Annotated in this window: 15 protein-coding genes; 14 read left to right on the top strand and 1 reads right to left on the bottom strand. The window is 56.5% G+C overall.

Translation table 11 applies throughout. From position 1 onward, the window contains the following. Positions 1-56: 56 nt before the first annotated feature. Complete coding sequence (locus LVJ78_RS01220) at positions 57-1,820, top strand: monovalent cation:proton antiporter-2 (CPA2) family protein (protein WP_132953595.1); 1,764 nt, start codon at positions 57-59, stop codon at positions 1,818-1,820. A gap of 38 nt (positions 1,821-1,858) precedes the next feature. Beyond that, positions 1,859-2,758 carry a pirin family protein gene (locus LVJ78_RS01215; RefSeq protein ID WP_132953596.1) on the top strand — a complete coding sequence of 300 codons (900 nt, stop codon included), beginning with the start codon at positions 1,859-1,861 and terminating at the stop codon, positions 2,756-2,758. A 471-nt stretch (positions 2,759-3,229) separates the two neighbouring features. Here the strand turns inward: LVJ78_RS01215 and LVJ78_RS01210 are convergent, their stop codons facing one another. Continuing rightward, positions 3,230-4,279: a metallophosphoesterase gene (locus LVJ78_RS01210; RefSeq protein WP_132953597.1), complete on the bottom strand. Its 1,050-nt coding sequence runs from the start codon at positions 4,277-4,279 to the stop codon at positions 3,230-3,232. A gap of 338 nt (positions 4,280-4,617) precedes the next feature. On the opposite strand from LVJ78_RS01210, the gene urtA reads away from it, so the two are divergent. From urtA to LVJ78_RS01150, 12 genes are all read left to right on the top strand, one after another. Continuing rightward, positions 4,618-5,958, top strand: coding sequence for an urea ABC transporter substrate-binding protein (gene urtA / locus LVJ78_RS01205; protein WP_132953598.1), 1,341 nt, complete (start codon positions 4,618-4,620; stop codon positions 5,956-5,958). Positions 5,959-6,399: 441 nt separating this feature from the next. Further along, positions 6,400-8,052: an urea ABC transporter permease subunit UrtB gene (gene urtB / locus LVJ78_RS01200; RefSeq protein ID WP_132953599.1), complete on the top strand. Its 1,653-nt coding sequence runs from the start codon at positions 6,400-6,402 to the stop codon at positions 8,050-8,052. Then, the gene (urtC, locus tag LVJ78_RS01195) at positions 8,049-9,194 is read left to right on the top strand and encodes an urea ABC transporter permease subunit UrtC (protein ID WP_132953600.1); all 1,146 of its coding nucleotides are present in this window, start codon (positions 8,049-8,051) and stop codon (positions 9,192-9,194) included. Before urtB ends, urtC begins: the two co-directional genes overlap by 4 nt. Then, the gene (urtD, locus tag LVJ78_RS01190; protein ID WP_132953601.1) at positions 9,191-9,988 is read left to right on the top strand and encodes an urea ABC transporter ATP-binding protein UrtD; all 798 of its coding nucleotides are present in this window, start codon (positions 9,191-9,193) and stop codon (positions 9,986-9,988) included. The genes urtC and urtD overlap by 4 nt, the downstream gene beginning before the upstream one ends. 333 nt (positions 9,989-10,321) lie before the next feature. Further along, positions 10,322-11,029: an urea ABC transporter ATP-binding subunit UrtE gene (gene urtE / locus LVJ78_RS01185; protein WP_132953602.1), complete on the top strand. Its 708-nt coding sequence runs from the start codon at positions 10,322-10,324 to the stop codon at positions 11,027-11,029. 342 nt (positions 11,030-11,371) lie between these two features. Then, positions 11,372-11,674 (top strand): urease subunit gamma, encoded by a 303-nt coding sequence (ureA, locus tag LVJ78_RS01180; RefSeq protein WP_132953603.1) that lies wholly within the window; start codon positions 11,372-11,374, stop codon positions 11,672-11,674. A gap of 24 nt (positions 11,675-11,698) precedes the next feature. Beyond that, complete coding sequence (locus LVJ78_RS01175) at positions 11,699-12,085, top strand: VOC family protein (protein WP_132953604.1); 387 nt, start codon at positions 11,699-11,701, stop codon at positions 12,083-12,085. Between the two features lie 315 nt (positions 12,086-12,400). Beyond that, positions 12,401-14,452, top strand: a complete 2,052-nt coding sequence (ureC, locus tag LVJ78_RS01170; protein WP_132953605.1) for an urease subunit alpha — start codon at positions 12,401-12,403, stop codon at positions 14,450-14,452. Positions 14,453-14,956: 504 nt separating this feature from the next. Beyond that, the gene (locus LVJ78_RS01165; RefSeq protein WP_132953606.1) at positions 14,957-15,412 is read left to right on the top strand and encodes an endonuclease domain-containing protein; all 456 of its coding nucleotides are present in this window, start codon (positions 14,957-14,959) and stop codon (positions 15,410-15,412) included. Positions 15,413-15,496: 84 nt separating this feature from the next. Next, positions 15,497-16,012 (top strand): urease accessory protein UreE, encoded by a 516-nt coding sequence (gene ureE, locus LVJ78_RS01160; RefSeq protein WP_132953607.1) that lies wholly within the window; start codon positions 15,497-15,499, stop codon positions 16,010-16,012. Positions 16,013-16,167: 155 nt separating this feature from the next. Further along, positions 16,168-16,866 carry an urease accessory protein UreF gene (locus LVJ78_RS01155; protein WP_132953608.1) on the top strand — a complete coding sequence of 233 codons (699 nt, stop codon included), beginning with the start codon at positions 16,168-16,170 and terminating at the stop codon, positions 16,864-16,866. A 481-nt stretch (positions 16,867-17,347) separates the two neighbouring features. Beyond that, on the top strand, positions 17,348-17,905 hold the full coding sequence (locus LVJ78_RS01150; RefSeq protein ID WP_132953609.1) for a HupE/UreJ family protein: 558 nt from the start codon (positions 17,348-17,350) through the stop codon (positions 17,903-17,905). Positions 17,906-18,010 lie beyond the last annotated feature (105 nt).

Here is an 18,010-nt window from a genome sequence, read left to right as displayed (position 1 = left end):
CGCATCAAGGCTACCTGAACAGCAAAAGCAGCAATATTGATTTCACGGAGCAACTTATGGCAGCAGAAGGTGCGGGCGAGCTCGTCCGCGTGGTGACATTATTGGCGGCGGCAGTTATCGCTGTGCCTTTGTTCAAACGTTTGGGGCTGGGCTCTGTGCTGGGCTATCTGGCCGCCGGCCTGATTATCGGCCCTTTCGGCCTGAAATTTTTCGACGACCCGCAAGCCATTATCCATGTGGCCGAATTGGGCGTGGTGATGTTTTTGTTTGTTATCGGCTTGGAAATGAAGCCCTCGCACTTGTGGAACCTGCGCCGGCAGATTTTCGGGCTGGGCAGCATGCAGGTGATTTTGGCCGCAGCCATGCTCACTTTCGTGGGCATTGCGTTTGGCTATCCGTGGCAGGTGGCGTTTGTGAGCGCATCGGGCTTTGTGCTCACCTCCACCGCCATTGTGATGCAGGTTTTGGGCGAGCGCCACGAATTGGCCACGCCGCAAGGCCAGAGCATGGTGTCGATTTTATTGTTTGAAGATTTGCTGATTGTGCCGCTGCTGGCTGTGGTGGCCTTTATGGCGCCCACCGTGCCCACGGCAACGGCCGACACCTCGCTGTGGATGAAGCTGGGCATGGCGGTTTTGTCGCTGGCCATATTGGTGGCGGCCGGGCGCTGGCTGCTCAACCCGATGTTCGGCATTTTGGCCAAATCCAAAGCGCGTGAAGTGATGACGGCGGCGGCGCTTTTGGTGGTGCTGGGCGCGGCTTTGCTGATGGAATGGGGCGGCTTGTCGATGGCGATGGGCGCATTTTTGGCCGGTGTGTTGCTGTCGGAATCAAGCTTCCGCCACCAGCTTGAAGCCGATATCGAGCCTTTCCGCGGCCTCTTGCTCGGCCTGTTTTTTCTCGGCGTGGGCATGGCGCTCGATTTAAACGTGGTGGCGCAAAACTGGAAGCTGATTGTGTCGGGCGTGCTGGCGCTGATGGCGGCCAAAGCGGCGGTGATTTACGGCGTGGCGCGGCTGGCCAAAAGCAGCCACGCCGATGCCCTCGAGCGCGCGGTGTTGATGGCTCAGGGCGGCGAATTTGCCTTTGTGCTGTTTTCGGCGGCGGCCTCGCAAGGGGTAATCAGCGGCACGGTAAATGCCAATATGACCGCCATTGTGGTGCTTTCGATGGCGCTCACGCCGCTGTTTTTAATCATACACGGGCGTTTTTCCCGCAAAAACGGCATCAATCTGGAAGGCGTGGAAAGCCTCAACGGCGATGAAGCGCTGCGCGGCAATGTGCTGATTATCGGCTTCGGCCGCGTCGGCCAAATCGCCAGCCAAGCGCCGATTGCCTATGGCGCGCAGATTTCGATTATCGACAACAATCCCGACATCATCCGCCAAGCCGATAAAGACGGCTTTAAAGTGTATTACGGCGATGGCGCGCGCGAAGACATTCTGCATGCCGCCGGTGCAGAAAATGCCGATTGCATTTTGATTTGCATCGACGATGCCCACGCCACCACCCGCATTGTGGAAATCGCCAAACATGTCTGCCCCAACACGCGGCTGATTGTGCGCGCTTTCGACCGCGAGCACGCCTTTGAATTGGTGAAAGCGCAAGCCGATTTCTTCGTGCGCGAAACCTTTGAAGCCGCCATGAGCATGGGCAACGAAGCGGTGAAAATGCTGGGCGCCGATGAAAGCCAAAGCGCCGAAATCTGCGAGCGCGTGCGCCGCACCGACAAAGAGCGCTTCGCGCTGGAAGTGGCCGGCGACACCTTTGCCGGACGCGCCCTGCTGCTGAAAAACGCCCCGCCGAAAGCACCGCATTAACTTTTTTCTATCATTGATTATTGATTCAGGAGCCTACCATGAACACAGAAACCTTCACCGCCAACACCAAAGACGTAGGCGGCATTCCCGTTGCCCGATTACTGCCGCAAAAAGAGCGCCGCACCATAGGCGCATGGTGCTTTCTCGACCACGCCGGCCCCGCCGTGTTCAAAGCCGATTCAGACGGCATGCAAGTGGGCGCGCACCCGCACACCAACCTGCAAACCTTCACCTGGATGCTCGAAGGCGAAATGTGGCACCAAGACAGCTTGGGCTTCCGCCAGCTTGTGCGCCCCGGCCAAGTCAACCTGATGACCGCCGGCACCGGCAGCGCACACGGCATCGCCCACACCGAGCAAACCCCTGAAAATGTAAACACGCTGCACGCCGTGCAATTGTGGATTGCCCTGCCGATGAACCAAGAAATCGCGCCCAACTTCGAGCATTATCCTGAGCTGCCCGCCTGGCAGGAAAACGGCGCAGATTATGTGCTCACCACCGGCGCTTTCGGCGGCCGCCGCGCCCCCACCACCCAACACAGCCCGCTGGTGGGCGTGGATATTCAAGTGCGCGAAGCCCAAACCCTCACCATTGAAGCCGAAGCCGGTTGGGAATACGGCGCGCTGGTAATCACCGGCAGCGTGGCCGCCGCCGACGGCACACGCGCCGGTGCCGATGAATTGCTGTTTATCGAGCAGGCCGAAGGCAGCTTCACGCTGGCAGCCGAAGCCGGCACCCACATCATGCTCTTGGGCGGCGAGCCTTTGCCGCACCCGACCGTGATGTGGTGGAATTTCGTTGCCGACAGCCGCGAAGCCATCGCCCAAGCCGTGGCCGATTGGAACAACCACCACCCGCGCTTCGGCCAAGAAATCGACTTGAGCGGCAGCACGCTCAAACGCCTGGTTGCCCCCGAAGCACCCGCCGGCATACGCTGAAGCAAGGCCATCTGAAAGATTTCAGACGGCCAATAAAATGTAGGTCGGATACTCGTATCCGACATTTTTCCGCAACCTTGAAAACCTTGTTCTGCGAACAAGCGTCGGATTCGAGAATCCGACCTACGCACTATAAAACGCAAAGGCCGTCTGAAAATTTTCAGACGGCATTTGTTACTTTCGTCCAACCGTGGCGGCCACTTCGCCATCATCAAACACCAGAAAATGTAGGTCGGATACTTGTATCCGACATTTTTCCTGTCACCGCGTAGGTTGGGTTGATAAACCCAACGTTTCAGACGGCTTATGGATTTGTTGGGTTTGCAACCCAACCTACCCGCTTGTATCCGACATTTTCCGCAACCTTGAAAACCTTGTTCTGCGAACAAGTGTCGGATTCGAGAATCCGACCTACGCCCTATAAAATGCAAATGCCGTCTGAAAATTTTCAGACGGCATTTGTTACTTTCGTCAAACCGTGGCGGCCACTTCGCCATCATCAAACACCAGCACCCGCTCCGGCCAGCGCATGGCGGCGAGGCGGAATTCGGAGTGAGCGGGCGCAATGCCGGCTTTGCGGTCGCGCCAGCGGGCGCCGACGGAATAATCGATGCAGAACACATTGTGCACCGCGCCGTGCCAAGCGTTGTTTTGCGGCGGCATCAGGTTTTCACGGGTGGGGTCGACGGGGGGCGGATTCCAGCGCCGCCAGTAATGGCCGATCAATACGGCGGGGGTGTCGTGATGGTTTTGCCACCAGGCGCTGCGGGCGGTGTAGCGCCAGCGGCCGCCGGCGTAAAAAGGAGCGGGTGCGATCACTTCTGCGCCGCTGGTGAGTGCGCGGATGGGGTGCAGGCGGCTGCGCGCCAGCTCGTATTGCGCGGTGGCCGGCATGGGCGGCGGCGGCATATCGGCGTTTTCCAGCGCTTCGGCGTGCTTTTCTTGTTCGCGCAGATAATCGCCATACCACGAGGCCGTCTGAAGCGCGTGCACCAATTCATCATCGTAGCGGCGGTATTGGGCGATTAAATCTTCACCCACGGCGGCTTCAAGCGTGGCGAGGCTCTCCGGCAGCCAAGCCGCATGCACAATGCGCAAATCTTGGTTTGCCAACACCAGCGGCTGCTCGGCCAGCCAAGCATTGAGCGCGGGCTTGTCGGCCTCGGGCAGCATCTTCCACGGCGCGTATTGGCGGCCGTCTTTTTCGGCGCGGCAGGGAAAATACCAGCCGGAGCCGTCTTTGGGTTCGTCCACCAAGGCATTCAATTCGTGATTGCCGAGCACCATAAAGGCATGGCCGGCATCGTGTGCCTGCTTAAACCAAGCCAGCACCGCGGGGCTGTCGGGGCCGCGGTCGCACAAATCGCCCACAAACACGAGCTTGCGCCCCTGCGGGTGGCTGCCGTTGTCGCGGTAGCCCAAATGGTGCAGCAGCGATTGCAGAGCGGCAAATTCGCCGTGCACATCGCCGATGATGTCGAGCGCGGTGGCGGGCAGGGTTTGGCGGTAGCGGTAAGTCATGGCGGCCTCTTAAAGTGAAGTGGCAAGCTTATCCGCTTTGGGCAGGCGGGGCAAGCCGCTGCGCCGCCGTTTCAGACGGCCTTTTGCCCATTTTCCCGTAATTTCATTACAAGTTATCGTGCTTCAGCACATTTCCCCGATATTTTACTTCTCCGTGCGCATTTTGCTAAATCGGCAACATTGTTAACAGTATTTCGCTTTTGCCTTTTATAATTGTTGACAATCTTGTTTTTCATTTGCTAATCTTCACTCAAGATTGTTTACAATTCAAATCATGAAATGCAGGCAATTCAATATTACCAGCCTATTTTCTTTCAACTTTTTCGGAGAAACCCGCCATGCTAAGCAAGCGCCAATTTTTACTCTCGGCAATATGTTCCACTTTTCTTTTGTTCGGCTGCGGTCAAAAATCAGGCGAACAAGCCGCGCAAAGCGGCGCTTCTGATGCCGCACCCGCTGTTGCCGCCGCCTCGGGTGACACCATTAAAGTAGGTGTATTACATTCTTTGAGCGGCACGATGGCGATTTCCGAATCGGCGTTGAAAGACACGGTGTTGATGCTTATCGACGAGCAAAACGCCAAAGGCGGCGTGTTGGGCAAAAAGCTGGAGCCGGTGGTGGTGGATCCGGCTTCCAACTGGCCGCTGTTTGCCGAAAAAGCGCGCGAGCTGTTGGCGAAAGACAAAGTGGCGGTAACTTTCGGCGGCTGGACTTCCGTGTCGCGCAAATCGGTGCTGCCGGTTTATGAAGAGCTCAACGGCATTTTGTTTTACCCCGTGCAATGGGAAGGCCAGGAATCTTCCGCCAATATTTTCTACACCGGCGCCACGCCCAACCAGCAGGCGATTCCGGCGGTGGATTACCTGCTCGACCAAGGCGTGAAACGCTTTGCGCTCTTGGGCACGGATTATGTGTATCCGCGCACCACCAATAAAATTCTCGAAGCCTATCTGAAATCGAAAGGCATTGCCGCCAAAGACATCATGGTGAATTACACGCCGTTTGGCCAATCGGATTGGCAATCAATTGTGGCCGATGTGAAAAAATTCGGTGCTGCGGGCAACGCTGCCGTGGTGTCGACCATCAACGGCGATGCCAACGTGCCTTTCTATAAGGAATTGGCCAACCAAAGCATCACGCCCGACCAAATTCCGGTGATTGCGTTTTCGGTGGGCGAACAAGAGCTTTCCGGCATCGACACCAAGCCGCTGGTGGGGCATTTGGCAGCGTGGAATTATTTCGAGAGCATCAACACAGCGGCCAACGAAACCTTTATCAAAAACTGGAAAGCCTTCAAAAAAGACAGCAAAGCCGTGACCAACGACCCGATGGAAGCCACTTATATCGGCTTCAATATGTGGGTGAAAGCGGTGGAAAAAGCTGGCAGCACCGAGCCTGATGCGGTGAAAAAAGCGCTGATCGGCGTGGAAGCGCCCAACCTCACCGGCGGCGGCGCCAAAATGTTGGCCAACCACATGATCACCAAACCTGTGTTTATCGGCGAAATTCAAGACAACGGCCAGTTTGACGTGGTGTGGCAAACCCAGGGCGAAGTGGCGGGCGAAGCTTGGTCGCCGCTGTTGCCCGAATCGGCCAATCTGGTGGCCGACTGGGCCGACCCGGTGAATTGCGGCGCTTACGACCAAGCCGCCCAAAAATGCACCGCCGGTGTGAAATAAGCTGAGCCAGGCCGTCTGAAAAGCATTCAATATTTTCAGACGGCCTGTTTGTTTTGAAACTGTTGTGCAGAAAGTTTGCAAACCCGCCTTATGAAATATGGCCGGATTTATCCAATATGAATCGAAGAATTGATTGATTCGGCAATTAAATATTGAACATTTTCGAATACCGGCAAACAAGCCTTTGGCTTGTTGCCCGCTCCCACGTGATAGGGAACAGGTTTTTGCTGCGGGTAAGAGAATGTGAATATTCAATCATTCATTACCGTGCCTATAAGAAACAGCACATCTCTTCGGCTTCAGACGGCCTGCAACCATCTGTTCCCTCCCCTGTGGGGGAGGGTTGGGAAGAGGGCACAAACCCGAAGGGTTTGCATTTTGCACAAACAAGCTGTTCTGTTTTTTACGGCAGCAATCACAACCCTAAAATAAGGATGCCTTATGAAGCCTCCCTCTTTCCTCAAACAAACCCTCGGCAGCTTCGTGCTGGCGTTGGCATTCGGCCTCAGCGCTCCCGCTGCGCTCGCCGATGAAGCCGCTGTTGCCGAAATTCAGACAGAAACACCGGCCCGCCCTGCCCCCGCCGATTTTCAGACGGCCTTGCAAGGCTTGGCCGCCAATGATTTCCACACCAAACAAGCCGCGGTGGAAGCGCTGGCCGCATCCGGCCATGTGCACACGCTCGATATTCTGGCGGCGCTGGCCGATGGCCACCTGTTTGCTTCGGGCAATGCGTTTTATATTCAAAACGTGCAAACCGACACTTTTGCACCGATAGATGCGCCCGATACAGCGGCAGAAAAGCCTGAAGGCGCGCACAAAATCACGGTAAACAACAAAATCCGCCAATGGGTGCGCCATTATGTGGCTGAAAACGCTTTGCTCAGCAGCCATCCGGCCGAGCGCAAAGCGGCGATGATGCAGATGCTGCAAAAAAACGATGCCTCCGCGCTCGCTCAAGTTCAGACGGCCTTGCCCAAAGAAACCGATAAAAACGTGCGCGCGTTGATGGAAACCTATATTGCCCGCGCCGATTTGCAAAGCGCCGACACCAGCCGCCACGCCGCCGCCATTGCCGTGCTCGATAAAAGTGGGCTACCTGAAAACTTAAGCCTGCTGCAAAACTATGTTCAGACGGCCTCTACCCCTGCATTAAAAGCGCAGGCGCAAAAAGCCATTTCGTCTATCGAAACCAAGCTCGATCTGCTCAAAGGTGCGGAAACCTTAAGCTTCGGCCTGAGCCTGGGCTCGGTGCTGGTGCTCACTGCCATCGGTTTGGCGATTACCTTTGGCGTGATGGGCGTGATCAATATGGCGCACGGCGAATTGATGATGATCGGCGCTTATTGCGCTTATGTGGTGCAGCTTTTGATGCCGAACCACATCGGCTGGTCGATTGCGGTGGCGATTCCCGTGGCGTTTTTGGTGAGCGGCTTCGTGGGCGTGTTGATTGAGCGCTTTGTGGTGCGCTATTTATATGGCCGCCCGCTGGAAACGCTGCTGGCCACCTTCGGCATCAGCCTGATTTTGCAGCAAGCCGTGCGCAGCGTGTTTTCGCCGCTCAACCGTTTGGTGCAAAGCCCCGAATGGATGAGCGGCGCGTGGGAAGTGATGCCGGGTTTGTCGATTACTTGGAACCGCGTGTATATCTTTATTTTCTGCCTGCTGTGTTTCTTCACGCTCTTGGCGGTGATGAAACGCACCCGCTTGGGGCTGGAAGTGCGTGCGGTGTCGCAAAACCGCCATATGGCGCGCGCCATGGGCATCAGCGACCGCAAAGTGGATATGCTCACTTTCGGCTTAGGCTCGGGCATTGCCGGTGTGGCCGGCGTGGCCTTGTCGCAGCTCACCAATGTGGGGCCCAATCTGGGGCAGCAATATATTGTCGATTCTTTTATGGTGGTGGTGGTTGGCGGCGTGGGCAATTTGTGGGGCACGCTGGTGTCGGGCTTAACGCTGGGCGTGTTGAACAAATTATTCGAACCGTGGCTGGGCGCGGTGTTGGCCAAAGCCATTGTGTTGGTGCTGATTATTCTGTTTATCCAAAAATATCCGCGCGGTTTGTTTCCGCAGAAAGGCAGGGGGGTTGAATGAGCTCCGCAATCGTAACCGCATTCCGGCGCGAGCCGCGCTTGGGCAAAATCACCCTCGGCCTGTTGCTGGCGCTGATTATCTTGGTGCCGATCGGCAACTTGCTGATTCCCGCCGGCAGCGCGCTGCATGTTTCCACCTACACCGTTACCCTGCTCGGCAAATATCTTTGCTATGCGCTCTTGGCGCTGGCATTGGATTTGGCCTGGGGCTATCTGGGCATTTTAAGCCTCGGCCACGGTGCGTTTTTCGCGCTCGGCGGCTACGCGATGGGCATGTATTTAATGCGCGAAATCGGCACGCGCGGCGCTTATGGCAATGCCAATCTGCCCGATTTTATGGTGTTTCTCAATTGGAGCGAATTGCCGTGGTTTTGGCTCGGCAGCGAATATTTCGTGTGGGCGCTGGTGATGATGCTGTTTGTGCCCGGCTTGCTGGCGTTTGTGTTGGGCGGGCTGTGTTTCCGCTCACGCGTGTCGGGCGTGTATTTATCCATCATCACCCAAGCGATGACGTATGCTTTGATGCTGGCTTTTTACCGCAATGAAATGGGCTTTGGCGGCAACAACGGCCTCACCGATTTTAAAGACATTTTGGGCTTCAGCCTCACCGCTGACACCACCCGCGTGGCCTTGTTTGCCATCACCGGCCTCACCGTGCTCGCGGTATATGGCCTGCTGCGCAGCATCATGGATTCCCGCTTGGGCAAGCTCGTGGTGGCGGTGCGCGATGCCGAAATGCGCGTGCGTTTTGTCGGCTTTCGGGTGGAACACATCAAGCTGGCCATTTTCGTGCTCTCGGCCATGATTGCCGGTGTGGCCGGTGCGCTTTATGTGCCGCAAGTGGGCATCATCAACCCGAGCGAATTCGCGCCGCTCGCTTCAATTGAAATCATCATTTGGGTGGCACTCGGCGGCCGGGCGACTTTGTTTGGCGCGATTATCGGCGCGTTTGTGGTGAATTATGCCAAAACCTGGCTCACCGCCGCCTTTCCCGATGCGTGGTTATTCTTTTTGGGCGCGCTGTTTGTGTTGGTGACTATTTTTCTGAAAGAAGGCATTGCCGGTTTGGTGGCGCAAAAGCGCAAACCGCAAGACACCCCGCCGCCGTCTGAAACCCCCGCCGCACAGGAGGAAGCCGCATGAGCCTTGTGAACAAAACCCGTTTCGACAATATCCACATCGACAACAAATATATTCTTTATATGGAAGATGTTTCGGTGAGCTTCGACGGCTTCAAAGCCATCAACGGCCTCAACCTTTATATCGACAAAGGCGAGTTGCGCTGCATCATCGGCCCCAACGGCGCAGGCAAATCGACCATGATGGACATCATCACCGGCAAAACCCGCCCCGACCAAGGCAATGTGTGGCTCGGCCAGCGCTACAACCTCTTGGAAATGGATGAAGCCGAAATCGCCCGCGCCGGCATCGGCCGCAAATTCCAAACCCCCACCGTGTTTGAATCGCTCAGCGTTTACGACAACCTCTCGCTCGCCGCCGCCGGCAGCAAAAGCGTGTTTGGCGCCTATTTCGGCAAAAGCCGCAAACTTTCGGGCGAACAAAACGACTTGCTCGATAAGGTATTGCACACCATCGGCCTCACCGCTACCCGCCAACGCCCCGCCGGTGTGCTCTCGCACGGCCAAAAACAATGGCTGGAAATCGGCATGCTCTTGATGCAGAAGCCCAAACTGCTGCTCATCGACGAACCCGTTACCGGCATGACCCACGGCGAAATCGAGCGCACCGCCGAATTGCTCACCGGCCTGGCCGGCGAACAAGCCGTGGTGGTGGTGGAACACGACATGGAATTCGTGCGAAAAATCGCCCGCAAAGTCACCGTGTTGCACCAAGGCAGCGTGCTGGCCGAAGGCAGCCTGCCCGAAGTGCAAGCCAACCGGCAGGTGGTGGATGTGTATCTTGGTGGCGGGCATTAAAGGCCGTCTGCACAACAAACCGCGTAGGTCGGATACTTGTATCCGACAAAGCCGAGGCTACCTGAAAATATTGTTCTGCGAACAAGCGTCGGATTCGAGAATCCGACCTACGCCGAACGGGTTTACCGCCGCACAATCTGATGCCGTCTGAAACCCGTGTAGGTCGGATACTCGTATCCGACATCCGCCACCCGCCTGATACTTGTTCTGCGAACAAGCGTCGGATTCGAGAATCTGACCTACAACTGAAAAGATTGAGAAACCATACCCCACACCGCCGCCACAACCCGATGCCGTCTGAAACCTATTCAAACGGCCAAGAAAGGAAGCAAAATGCTCACCATCGAAAACCTCAACCAATCCTACGGCCAAAGCCACATTCTGCACAACATCAGCTTCACCGCGCCCGAAAAAGCCTGCACCTGCATCATCGGCCGCAACGGCGTGGGCAAAACCACCCTGCTCAAAGCCATCATGGGGCAAGTGGCCGCCCAAGCCGACACCTTGAAATACGGCAACATCGACCTGCTCAAACAACGCCCCGAAAAACGCCCCTACCATGGCATCGCCTATGTGCCGCAAGGCCGGCAGATATTTTCCCAGCTCACCGTAGAAGACAACCTCAAAATCGGCCTGCCCGTGCACAACAAACGCAGCAACGAGCGCACCCGCAACGTGCCCGAAATGATATACGAGCTCTTTCCCGTGCTCTTCGACATGAAACAGCGGCGCGGCGGCGACCTCTCCGGCGGCCAACAACAACAGCTCGCCATCGGCCGCGCCCTCGTGCTCAACCCCGGCCTCTTGATTCTCGACGAGCCCACCGAAGGCATCCAACCCAATATCGTCGACGACATCACCAAAGTCATCCGCCGCCTCAACCAAGAATGGGGGCTCACCGTGCTGGTGGTCGAGCAAAAACTGCACCTGATCAACCTGCTCGCCGACCACTTTGTGTTAATCGAGCGCGGCCATTGCGTGGCCAAAGGCCGTGGCAACGAGCTTACCGAAGAGTTGATTCAAACTTATTTGAGCGTGTAAAAAAGCTTTCAGACGGCCTTTAGCCTGTAGGTCGGATTCTCGAATCCGACACTTGTTCGCAGAACAAGACACGCACATCGCTTTGGCCGTTGGCCAAACGTCGGATTCAAGAATTTGACCTACGCGGATGATGTTGCCGAACTGCTTTTATTTTGTAAGGTTATTTTTTAGAATTGGTATCAGACGGCCTTTGTTTCCACCCAGGCCGTCTGAAAAAATGCCGCCGCCAATTTTCAAACCCAAAAAATTGCAGTATCCTTAATCCGAATTGTAAACAATCTACATTTTCAGACGGCCTGGCGCTTTTGAGCACAAGGCCGTCTGAAACCCGAAAGGCCGCTCATGCACCTCACCAGCCGCGAACAAGAAAAACTGATGCTCTTTCTCGCCGGAGAGCTCGCCGCCAAACGCCGCGCGCGCGGGCTCAAGCTCAATTATCCCGAAGCCGTTGCCTATATTTCCAGCCACTTGCAAGAAGCCGCGCGCGACGGCATGAGCGTGGCCGAATTAATGCAATACGGCGCCACCCTGCTCGGCTACGACGACGTGATGGAAGGCGTGGCCGAGATGATTCACGAAGTGCAAATCGAAGCCACGTTTCCCGACGGCACCAAATTGGTTACCGTGCACCAGCCCATCCGTTAACCCCCTCCGCCTGAAAGCAGCGATATGAACATCACCGCCCTCGATCACCTCGTGCTCACCGTTGCCGATGTTGCCCGCAGCGTCGATTTCTACACCCGCGTGCTCGGCATGGAAGCAATCACCTTCGGCGAAGGCCGCAAAGCCTTGCGTTTCGGCTGCCAAAAAATCAATCTGCACCAACTCGGCGCAGAAGTGTTGCCCAACGCCGCCCGCGCCACCACTGGCAGCGCCGATTTGTGTTTGCTCACCGACACGCCCTTGCCGCAAGTTTTGGCCGAGCTGGCCGCCCACCAAATCGAAGCCATCAGCGACATCGTGCCGCGCACCGGCGCCGTGGGCGCGATTGAATCGGTTTACCTGCGCGACCCCGATGGCAATTTATTGGAAATCAGCCGTTATCCGCAGCCGTAGGTCGGATACTCGTATCCGACACTTGTTCGCAGAACAAGCGCTGCTTTATAGATGCGGCAATTAATTATTGAATATTCACATCCTCTTACCTGCAGCAGAAACCTGTTCCCTCTCCCGTGGGAGAGGGCTAGGGAGAGGGCAACAAACCAAAGGCTTGTTTGCCGGCATCTGAAAATGTTCAATATTTAATTGCCGAATCAATAGTGAAATGTCGGATTCAAAAATCCAACCTCCACCCCGTTTCAGGCAGCCTCCACCGCTGAAGGCTACCTGAAACCCCGGCAACTGCTTAATACATTCAAAGGAAACCCGACCATGAACCCCGGTGAATACCTGCCCGCCGAAGGCGACATCGCCGCCAATCTCGGCCGCGAAACGCGCACGCTCAGTGTGACCAATTTGGGCGACCGCCCGATTCAGGTCGGCTCGCATTATCATTTTTATGAAACCAATCCCGCGCTGCAATTCGAGCGCGAAGCGGCCAAAGGCTTCCGCCTGAATATCCCCAGCGGCAACGCCGTGCGCTTCGAACCGGGCGAGCGCAAAACGATGGAACTGGTGGCGTTTGGCGGCGCCCAAATCTTGCAGGGTTTCCGCAATGAAACCGATGGCAAAGTTCCAACCGCGCCGCAAGCTGCCGACAAAGCCGCGCTCACCATCCCGCGTGCGCAATATCTGGCCACTTACGGCGCCACGGTGGGCGACAAAATCCGCTTGGGCGACACCGGCCTTTTTGCCACCATCGAGCAAGATTGGCTCACCAAAGGCGATGAATGCAAATTCGGCGGCGGCAAATCGGTGCGCGACGGCATGGCGCAATCGGCCACGGCCTGCCGCAGCGATGAAAACGTGCTCGATTTTGCCATCACCAATGTGGTGATTATCGACCACAGCGGCATCATCAAGGCCGATATCGGCATCCGCGACGGCAAAATCGTCGGCATCGGCCAAGCGGGCAACCCCGACACCATGAGCGGCGTGCGCCCCAATATGGTTATCGGCGCGGCCACCGAAGTGCACAACGGCGCGCACTTAATCGCCACCGCCGGCGGCATCGACACCCACATCCACTACATCTGCCCGCAGCAAATCGAGCATGCGATTGAGAGCGGCATCACCACCCTAATCGGCGGCGGCACCGGCCCCGCCGACGGCACCAACGCCACCACCGTTACCCCCGGCGCATGGCATATTCAGCGCATGTTGCAGGCCGCCGAAGCTTATCCGGTGAACCTCGGCTTTTTCGGCAAAGGCAATTGCGCGAGCCTGGCGCCTTTGCGCGAGCAAATCGAAGCCGGTGCGCTGGGTTTGAAAATTCATGAAGATTGGGGCGCCACCCCCGCCGTGATTGATGCCGCGCTAAACATTGCCGACGAAATGGATATTCAGGTAGCCATCCACACCGACACGCTCAATGAGAGCGGTTTTCTCGAAGACACCATGGCCGCCATTGCCGGCCGCGTGATTCACACCTTCCACACCGAAGGCGCGGGCGGCGGCCATGCGCCCGACATCATCAAAGCAGCCATGTATCCCAATGTGTTGCCCGCCTCCACCAACCCCACGCGCCCGTTTACCGTCAACACCATCGACGAGCACCTCGATATGCTGATGGTGTGCCACCACCTCGACAAACGCGTGCCCGAAGACATTGCCTTTGCCGATTCCCGCATCCGCCCCGAAACCATCGCCGCCGAAGACATTCTGCACGACATGGGCGTGTTTTCCATCATGAGCTCCGATTCGCAAGCCATGGGGCGCGTGGGCGAAGTGATTATCCGCACCTGGCAAACCGCCGACAAAATGAAACAGCAACGCGGCAGCCTGCCCGAAGATTCAGACGGCCTCGACAATTTCCGCATCAAGCGCTACATCGCCAAATACACCATCAACCCCGCCATCGCCCACGGCATCAGCCAATACGTCGGCTCCATCGAAGCGGGCAAAATGGCCGATATTGTGCTCTGGAAACCGGCCTTTTTCGGCGTAAAACCCGAAATCATCATCAAAAACGGCAGCATCAGCTACGCACGCATGGGCGACCCGAATGCCAGCATCCCCACGCCGCAGCCGGTGCTCTACCGCCCCATGTTCGGCGCGCACGGCAAAGCGGTAAGCGAAACCGCCGTGTTGTTTGTGTCGCAAGCCGCCGTCGATGCCGACATCCGCAGCCGCTACGGTTTGCAGAAACAAACCCTGCCGGTGCAAAACTGCCGCAACATCGGCAAAAAAGATTTAATCCACAATAAGGGCACACCCGAAATCACGGTCGACCCCGAGCGCTACGAAGTGCGCGTAAACGGCGAGCACATCACCTGCGCACCGGCCGAAAAAGTGCCGCTGGCGCAAAGGTATTTTTTGTTTTGAGTTTGTTTTGGGGGGTTTGTTTTGGGCTTCTGAAGGCCGTCGCGCCCACCCCCTAACCCCCTCCCGCGCGCGGGCGGGGGAACAGATTGCGGAAGCGGGTGGTTTTTGCGGCTTAAAATAACGGCTTTCAGACGGCCTGTGCTGAATTGATAGTGCCACGATAATAATATGTTTTATTGGATTATTTTACCAAACTCGCTAACACAGCAACTGCCCCACCCTCAGCAACCTGTTCCCCCTACCGCGAGCGGGCGGGGCGGGGGAACAGATTGCGGAAGCGGGTGGGTTGGCGGCTTAAAATAACGGCTTTCAGACGGCCGGTGTTGAATTGATAGTGCTACGATAATAATATGTTTTATTGGATTATTTTACCAAACTCGCTAACACAGCAACTGCTCCAACCTCAGCCACCTGTTCCCCCTACCGCTCGCGGGAGGGGGCTAGGGGGTGGGCCAAACAGCAAAACAACACATACAACAAACACAACCAAACACGGAAAACCTCATGCCCCACACCCGCAACCCGGCCTTAAAATCACGCGCCCGTGCATTGCGCAACCAGCCCACCCTTGCCGAGCAGCATTTATGGCAACACCTGCGCGGCAAGCAAATGCACGGTATCAAGTTTCGCCGCCAGCAAACCATAGGCGGCTATATTGTGGATTTCATCAGCATGGAAAAAAAGCTGATTATCGAGCTTGATGGCGGCCAACACGCCGAACAAGCCGATTATGATGCCGCACGCACGGCCTATTTAGAAAGCGAAGGCTATCGCGTTTTGCGCTTTTGGAACAACCAGGTTTTACAGCAAACGCTAGGGTCTGTTCACATTTCATCCGTGCGTAAGATTTTGAGCGCAAAAGCGTGCTTGCAAGGCGAAAAGCGCAGCAAGGTTGGACACCTTGCGAGCATTTTCAACGTGGCAGGCGCGTTTTTGAGCCAAAAGATTGCCACGAGATGAATTGTGAACAGACCCTAGACGTATTAACCGAAATCGAACGCCATTGCCGCTGATCAAACTGTTCAGACGGCCTCAGGAAAACACATGAATTTAATCATCCAAACCATTATCGGCAGCGAAGCCGAATTAAGCGATGCAGGCCGTCTGAACGCCCAAACCCGCGACAGCGTGCGCCTCAAATGGTATGAAGCCGAGCGCCGCATTTTGCGCACCACCACAGAGGGCGGACGGGATATTGCGTTTAAATTATTAAAAGAAGGCCAGCGCCTGCACCACGGCGATGTGGTGTATCTGAGCGACACGCTGGCCATCAGCGTGGCAATCGAGCCTTCGGAAGTGATGGTTTTATCGCCGCAAACCCTGCCCGACATGGCGCGCGCCTGTTATGAAATCGGCAACAAACACACACCGCTGTTTCTCGACGGCAACGAATTGCTGCTGCCCTACGACAAGCCCCTGTTTGAATGGCTCTGCGCCGCCGGCTTCGCCCCACAGCGCGACCACCGCCGCCTGAGCGAGCAATTACGCGCCAACTCCGCCCAAGGCGCGGGTGGGCACGGGCACAGCCATCACCACGAGCACAACCACAGCCACAATTAAACACCGCCAACAACCTGTTCCCCCGCCCGCTCGCGGGAGGGGGTTAGGGGGGTGGGTAAAACAGCAAAACACAACACAACACAACCACAATTAAACACCAACAACAACCTGTTCCCCCTACCGCTCGCGGGAGGGGGTTAGGGGGTGGGTAAACGATGAGCATTGACACCCTCAGCCGCCTCGGCGCGCTCCTACACCTGGTCGACCCCACGCTGCCCATTGGCGGCTTCAACCATTCCGGCGGGCTGGAAACCTTTGTGCAACAGCGCGTGGTGCACGATGAAGCCACGCTACATGAATATGTGGCGGTGCAGCTGGCGCAAAACTGGGTGTATAACGACGGCGCTTATGCCTCGCTCGCCTTCGATGCCGCCACGCAAAACGATTTGCCCGCATTATTGGCATTGGATGAAAAAATCGCCGCCGCCAAAGCGCCGCGCGAAATCCGCGAAGCCGGCTTCAAGCTCGGCGTGCGGCTGCTGAAAATCTTCGCCCGCCACGAGCAGGCCGACATTTTGCAAAGCTTTCAAGCGGCCTTAGGCGCGCAGCAAGCCAAAGGCTGTTATCCGCTCGCCTTCGGCCTTGTGGCCGCCTGCATGGGCTTGGACAAAGCGCAGGCGCTGTATGCTTTTTATTACAACGCCGCCGTCGGCACCGTCACCAACGGCGTGAAGCTGATTCCGCTCAGCCAAATGGCCGGCCAAGATATTTTATTCGCCCTGCGCGAGCCGATTGCCTGCGCCGTGGCCGAAAACTTGCACCCCGATGCCGAATGGACAGGCGCCGCCACGCTCGCCGCCGACATCCGCGCCATGCAGCACGAGCGGCTCTACACGCGGCTTTATATGAGTTAAATAACCATAAAAACCGCAACGCTACCTGAAACATTGATTTTCAGGTAGCGTTTAATTGTTGACAATCTATAGCGAAATACGTTTAGATATAATACCCATTCAAAAAAAGTAACCTTACAAAATAAAAGCAGTTCGGCAGCATCATCCGCGTAGGTCGGATTCTTGAATCCGACGTTTGGCCAACGGCCAAAGCGATGTGCGTGCCTTGTTCTGCGAACAAGTGTCGGATTCGAGAATCCGACCTACAGGCTGCCCGTTTGTATATTATTTTTTTGGATTGGTATAAACCTTCCGGCAGCGGCCTGACGCAACACCTTTGCGCAAGTCGGATTTTCGAATCCGACATTCGGCCAAACCGGCCGAAACACAAGCTTTTTGCTCTCTGAACAAGCATCGGCTTCAAAAATCCGACCTGCACAACCCGTAAACCCAGGCCGTCTGAAACCGCATTCAACTGCTTTATTTAAATGAAGGAACCCTCATGAAAAAACTGCTCGCCCTCCTCTTTTTCGCCGCCCCCGCGTTGGCGCTCGCCCACCCCGGCCATGAAAGCAGCGGCCTGATGGCCGGTTTGTGGCACCCGATTGGCGGTTGGGACCATTTATTGACCATGCTGGCCGTGGGCTTGTGGGCGGCATCGTTTAGCGGCAAGGCGCGTTGGCTGATTCCCGCCAGCTTTGTCGGCGTGATGGCATTGGGCTTTGTGTTTGGCGCCAACGGGGGCGAAGTGCCGATGATGGAACAAGGCATTGCCGCTTCGGTGTTGGTGCTGGGCTTGGCCGCCGCTTGGGCCAAACGCGTGCCGATGGCGTTTGCTGCGTTGATGGTGGGCGGGTTTGCGCTGTTTCACGGCGTGGCGCACGGCTCAGAATTGGGCGCGCATGGTGCGCTCAGTTTTGCTGCGGGCTTCATGATTGCCACCGCCGCGCTGCATGCCGCCGGTTTCGGCATCGGCCAAGCGCTGAATAAAAACGTGTGGCTGCTGCGCGCGACGGGCAGCGCCATCGGCCTGGCCGGCTTGGGTATGTTGTTTGCCTGATACCAATCCAAAAAATAACCTAACTTCGTTGTCTCGCCTTGCCGTACTATCTGTACTGTCGCAGGCTTCCGCCTTGTTAGCTTACTTTTTTGAATGGGTATGAGT

This window comes from Uruburuella suis (assembly GCF_022870845.1).
In the GTDB taxonomy this organism is placed as follows: domain Bacteria; phylum Pseudomonadota; class Gammaproteobacteria; order Burkholderiales; family Neisseriaceae; genus Neisseria; species Neisseria suis.
This window is presented reverse-complemented; position numbering and strand designations above follow the sequence as displayed.

Excerpts from the sequence above, each read along its gene's own strand:
- LVJ78_RS01155 (WP_132953608.1), top strand. The coding sequence starts at position 16,168 with ATGAGCATTGACACCCTCAGCCGCCTCGGCGCGCTCCTACACCTGGTC.
- ureE (WP_132953607.1), top strand. The coding sequence starts at position 15,497 with ATGAATTTAATCATCCAAACCATTATCGGCAGCGAAGCCGAATTAAGC.
- LVJ78_RS01165 (WP_132953606.1), top strand. The coding sequence starts at position 14,957 with ATGCCCCACACCCGCAACCCGGCCTTAAAATCACGCGCCCGTGCATTG.
- LVJ78_RS01150 (WP_132953609.1), top strand. The coding sequence starts at position 17,348 with ATGAAAAAACTGCTCGCCCTCCTCTTTTTCGCCGCCCCCGCGTTGGCG.
- urtB (WP_132953599.1), top strand. The coding sequence starts at position 6,400 with ATGAAGCCTCCCTCTTTCCTCAAACAAACCCTCGGCAGCTTCGTGCTG.
- ureA (WP_132953603.1), top strand. The coding sequence starts at position 11,372 with ATGCACCTCACCAGCCGCGAACAAGAAAAACTGATGCTCTTTCTCGCC.
- urtD (WP_132953601.1), top strand. The coding sequence starts at position 9,191 with ATGAGCCTTGTGAACAAAACCCGTTTCGACAATATCCACATCGACAAC.
- LVJ78_RS01210 (WP_132953597.1), bottom strand. The coding sequence starts at position 4,279 with ATGACTTACCGCTACCGCCAAACCCTGCCCGCCACCGCGCTCGACATC.
- urtE (WP_132953602.1), top strand. The coding sequence starts at position 10,322 with ATGCTCACCATCGAAAACCTCAACCAATCCTACGGCCAAAGCCACATT.
- LVJ78_RS01220 (WP_132953595.1), top strand. The coding sequence starts at position 57 with ATGGCAGCAGAAGGTGCGGGCGAGCTCGTCCGCGTGGTGACATTATTG.
- urtA (WP_132953598.1), top strand. The coding sequence starts at position 4,618 with ATGCTAAGCAAGCGCCAATTTTTACTCTCGGCAATATGTTCCACTTTT.
- urtC (WP_132953600.1), top strand. The coding sequence starts at position 8,049 with ATGAGCTCCGCAATCGTAACCGCATTCCGGCGCGAGCCGCGCTTGGGC.
- ureC (WP_132953605.1), top strand. The coding sequence starts at position 12,401 with ATGAACCCCGGTGAATACCTGCCCGCCGAAGGCGACATCGCCGCCAAT.
- LVJ78_RS01175 (WP_132953604.1), top strand. The coding sequence starts at position 11,699 with ATGAACATCACCGCCCTCGATCACCTCGTGCTCACCGTTGCCGATGTT.
- LVJ78_RS01215 (WP_132953596.1), top strand. The coding sequence starts at position 1,859 with ATGAACACAGAAACCTTCACCGCCAACACCAAAGACGTAGGCGGCATT.